This window comes from Roseburia sp. AM51-8, from assembly GCF_003478275.1.
Taxonomy (GTDB): Bacteria; Bacillota; Clostridia; order Lachnospirales; family Lachnospiraceae; genus Pararoseburia; species Pararoseburia lenta.
Window position 1 is genome coordinate 1 of the sequence record NZ_QUEY01000011.1, and the last position, 5,188, is coordinate 5,188.

The 5,188-nt window shown below is 49.0% G+C and carries 3 rRNA genes; all 3 read right to left on the reverse strand.

The features are described from left to right. The 3 genes from DW996_RS12810 to DW996_RS12820 all read right to left on the reverse strand — a co-directional run bounded on the left by DW996_RS12810 (position 1) and on the right by DW996_RS12820 (position 5,016). A 23S ribosomal RNA gene (locus tag DW996_RS12810) occupies positions 1-2,893 on the reverse strand. Positions 2,894-3,193: 300 nt separating this feature from the next. Further along, positions 3,194-3,312, reverse strand: a 5S ribosomal RNA gene (gene rrf / locus DW996_RS12815). Positions 3,313-3,483: 171 nt separating this feature from the next. Beyond that, positions 3,484-5,016, reverse strand: a 16S ribosomal RNA gene (locus tag DW996_RS12820). The 16S, 23S and 5S rRNA genes sit together here, the layout of an rRNA operon. Positions 5,017-5,188 lie beyond the last annotated feature (172 nt).

The window sequence follows — 5,188 nt, forward strand, 5'->3', positions numbered from 1 at the left end:
TTGGTTAAGCCTTCGATCTATTAGTAACAGTCAGCTACATGTATTACTACACTTCCACCTCTGTCCTATCTACCTTGTAGTCTTCAAGGGATCTTATCTCCTTATAGGAGGGGATATCTCATCTTGAGGGGGGCTTCACGCTTAGATGCCTTCAGCGTTTATCCCGTCCAGACTTGGCTACCCGGCTATGCCATTGGTTGACAGCCGGTACACCAGTGGTCCGTCCAACCCGGTCCTCTCGTACTAGGGTCAGCTCCTCTCAAATATCCTCCGCCCGCGCCGGATAGGGACCGAACTGTCTCACGACGTTCTGAACCCAGCTCGCGTACCGCTTTAATGGGCGAACAGCCCAACCCTTGGGACCTGCTACAGCCCCAGGATGCGATGAGCCGACATCGAGGTGCCAAACCACTCCGTCGATGTGAACTCTTGGGAGTGATAAGCCTGTTATCCCCAGGGTAGCTTTTATCCGTTGAGCGATGGCAATCCCACTTTATACCACCGGATCACTAAGTCCTACTTTCGTACCTGCTCCACCCGTCGGTGTCGCAGTCAAGCTCCCTTCTGCCTTTGCACTCTTTAAATGGTTTCCGACCATTCTGAGGGAACCTTTGAGCGCCTCCGATACCCTTTCGGAGGCGACCGCCCCAGTCAAACTCCCCGCCTGGCATTGTCCCATCACCGGATTACGGTGACTGGTTAGAAATCCAATACTACAAGGGTGGTATCCCAACAGCGACTCCCTAGAAACTGGCGTCCCTAGTTCATAGTCTCCCACCTATCCTGTACATGCAGTACCGAATCCCAGTACCAAACTGGAGTAAAGCTCCATGGGGTCTTTCCGTCCTGGCGCGGGTAACCAGCATCTTCACTGGTACTTCAATTTCACCGGATGCATTGTCGAGACAGTGCTCAAATCATTACGCCTTTCGTGCGGGTCGGAACTTACCCGACAAGGAATTTCGCTACCTTAGGACCGTTATAGTTACGGCCGCCGTTTACTGGGGCTTGAATTCAAAGCTTCGCCGAAGCTAACCTCTCCTCTTAACCTTCCAGCACCGGGCAGGCGTCAGCCATATACATCACCTTACGGTTTCGCATAGACCTGTGTTTTTGCTAAACAGTTGCTTGAGCCTATTCTCTGCGGCCTGATTTCTCAGGCACCCCTTCTCCCGAAGTTACGGGGTCATTTTGCCGAATTCCTTAACAATGCTTCTTCCGTCGGCCTTAGGATTCTCTCCTCATCCACCTGTGTCGGTTTACGGTACGGGCACATGGCAAACAATAGCGGCTTTTCTCGGCACAGACTCTACTCGCTTCGTTACTTCTAGTTCACTCCACATCACGCTCTTGGATTATACGGCGGATTTGCCAACCGTACTCCTCCTTCGCTTGTACCGGTCTTTCCATTCCCGGCTCGAGCTTTGTCCATGCGTCCCCACAGTTCTGTTACCATGCGGTACAGGAATCTCAACCTGTTATCCATCGACTACGTCTTTCGACCTCGCCTTAGGCCCCGACTTACCCAGCGCAGATCAGCTTTACGCTGGAAACCTTAGATATTCGGCCGTAAGGATTCTCACCTTACTCTCGCTACTCATTCCGGCATTCTCTCTTCTTATCCCTCCACTGCTCCTTTCGGTACAGCTTCGTCGGTATTAAGAATGCTCCTCTACCACTTATACTTGTGTATAAATCCACAGCTTCGGTGTTGTGTTTTAGCCCCGGACATTTTCGGCGCAGGACCTCTCGACTAGTGAGCTGTTACGCACTCTTTGAATGTATGGCTGCTTCTGAGCCAACATCCTAGTTGTCTATGAAATCCCACATCCTTTTCCACTTAACACATACTTTGGGACCTTAACTGGTGGTCTGGGCTCTTTCCCTTTTGACTATCCAACTTATCTCGTATAGTCTGACTCCCATACATCATCTTTATGGCATTCGGAGTTTGATATTCTTTGGTAAGCTTTGACGCCCCCGCGGAAATTCAGTGCTCTACCTCCACAAGACTAATATGAGGCTAGCCCTAAAGCTATTTCGAGGAGAACCAGCTATCTCCGGGTTCGATTGGAATTTCTCCCCTATCCACACCTCATCCCCACCCTTTTCAACGGATGTGGGTTCGGTCCTCCAATGACGATTAGATCATCTTCAACCTGGACATGGATAGATCACCCGGTTTCGGGTCTACTCTCACTGACTATGCGCCCTATTCAGACTTGGTTTCCCTTCGGCTCCAGACCTTTAGTCCTTAACCTCGCCAGTAAGCGTAACTCGCCGGACCGTTCTACAAAAAGTACGCGGTTCATCATATAAAGATGTTCCACAGCTTGTAAACACAGGGTTTCAGGTTCTCTTTCACTCCCCTCCCGGGGTTCTTTTCACCTTTCCTTCACAGTACTTTGCTCTATCGGTCACTAAGTAGTATTTAGGCTTACGGGGTGGTCCCCGCTCTTTCCATCAAGGTTTCTCGTGTCTCGATGTACTCTGGATCCTGCTCGGTCATCTCTCTTTTCGCTTACGGGGCTTTCACCCTCTCTGGCTGGCTTTCCCAAAACCATTCTGCTAAAATCGATGAATCCTAAATGCAGTCCGAACCCCGAAACGCACGCGTCTCGGTTTGGCCTCTTTCGGTTTCGCTCGCCGCTACTCCCGAAATCGATGTTTCTTTCTCTTCCTCCGGGTACTTAGATGTTTCAGTTCCCCGGGTTCCCTTCCTAACGTTATGGATTGGCGTTAGGATAACTGAAGTTCTTTCAGTTAGGTTTCCCCATTCAGATATCCACGGATCACAAGTTATTTGCACTTTCCCGTGGCTTTTCGCAGCTTATCACGTCTTTCGTCGGCTCTTAGTGCCAAGCATCCACCCTGCGCTCTTCTTTGCTTAACCTCGCGTTGCATAGCGTTGCAACATTTGTTTTGCTTAAAAAAGCTTTTCTCAGTTTTTACTGAATTTTTGGTTTGTTAATTCTCGGATGTCTTGATATTGAGAGTTGATTTTATTCAACTTTCTTTCATCAAAATCTATCTGTATGAAATTTTCAAGGTGCTATTTTGACTGTTTACCAGTCATTAGAAAACTCAATCTCTTGAACTCTCTAATCACAGGTAAAACCTGTTAGGGTCGTAACAAGTCTTTCGACTCGTTACTTCTATATATAAAACAGAATCTCTTCTGTCTTTTTTCTATAACTGGCAGCCACCTACTCTCCCGGGTCGTCTCCAACCAAGTACCATCGGCCGCTTAAGTCTTAACCATCGTGTTCGGGATGTATAACGGGTGTTTCCCCTAAGCGCATCGCCACCAGCATTGTTATGAGCACTTAGCAATCGTTTTTTGATTGCTTACGTGCGATACATACTTGGCCCTTAACGAATTAGGATCTTTGATCCGTAATGAGTTTAGTAGTCCAAGTAATTGTTATTAAGTTTAACTTAATAACTCAACAGCGAAACAACTGCTTTACTCGATTTCCTTAGAAAGGAGGTGATCCAGCCGCACCTTCCGATACGGCTACCTTGTTACGACTTCACCCCAGTTATCGAGCCTGCCTTCGGCAGCTCCTTCCTTACGGTTAGGTCACTGACTTCGGGCATTCCCAACTCCCATGGTGTGACGGGCGGTGTGTACAAGACCCGGGAACGTATTCACCGCGACATTCTGATTCGCGATTACTAGCGATTCCAGCTTCATGTAGTCGAGTTGCAGACTACAATCCGAACTGAGACGTTATTTTTGAGATTTGCTCCACCTCGCGATTTCGCTTCCCTTTGTTTACGCCATTGTAGCACGTGTGTAGCCCAAGTCATAAGGGGCATGATGATTTGACGTCATCCCCACCTTCCTCCAGGTTCACCCTGGCAGTCTCCCTAGAGTGCCCACCTTAAATGCTGGCTACTAAGGACAAGGGTTGCGCTCGTTGCGGGACTTAACCCAACATCTCACGACACGAGCTGACGACAACCATGCACCACCTGTCACTTCTGTCCCGAAGGAAGAGTACATTACATACTTTGTCAGAAGGATGTCAAGACTTGGTAAGGTTCTTCGCGTTGCTTCGAATTAAACCACATGCTCCACCGCTTGTGCGGGTCCCCGTCAATTCCTTTGAGTTTCATTCTTGCGAACGTACTCCCCAGGTGGAATACTTATTGCGTTTGCTGCGGCACCGACCACCTGTGGTGGCCGACACCTAGTATTCATCGTTTACGGCGTGGACTACCAGGGTATCTAATCCTGTTTGCTCCCCACGCTTTCGAGCCTCAGCGTCAGTAATCGTCCAGTAAGCCGCCTTCGCCACTGGTGTTCCTCCTAATATCTACGCATTTCACCGCTACACTAGGAATTCCACTTACCCCTCCGACACTCTAGTCCTACAGTTTCCAATGCAGTCCCGGGGTTGAGCCCCGGGCTTTCACATCAGACTTATAAAACCGCCTACGCTCCCTTTACACCCAGTAAATCCGGATAACGCTTGCACCATACGTATTACCGCGGCTGCTGGCACGTATTTAGCCGGTGCTTCTTAGTCAGGTACCGTCATTTCTTCTTCCCTGCTGATAGAACTTTACATACCGAAATACTTCTTCGTTCACGCGGCGTCGCTGCATCAGGCTTTCGCCCATTGTGCAATATTCCCCACTGCTGCCTCCCGTAGGAGTTTGGGCCGTGTCTCAGTCCCAATGTGGCCGGTCACCCTCTCAGGTCGGCTACTGATCGTTGCTTGGTGGGCCGTTACCTCGCCAACTAGCTAATCAGACGCGGGTCCATCTCATACCACCGGAGTTTTTCACACTGTATCATGCGATACCGTGCGCTTATGCGGTATTAGCAGTCGTTTCCAACTGTTATCCCCCTGTATGAGGCAGGTTACCCACGCGTTACTCACCCGTCCGCCACTCAGTCACTAAATCGTCATTCCGAAGAAATCGTAATAAAGTGCTTCGTTCGACTTGCATGTGTTAAGCACGCCGCCAGCGTTCATCCTGAGCCAGGATCAAACTCTCATGTTTAAAAGTTTTCCCAGTTTCATGAACGCGCTGGCTTCATTTCTTGAGCCATTCCGTTCCTTACTGTTTTAAGGTTGCTTTTTAAAAAGCTGTTCGTTTGCGATCATTTCTGATCGACTTGAATTATTCTCTTAGAATCTTTCAAGGTTGTTTCACTGTTCAGTTATCAAGGTTG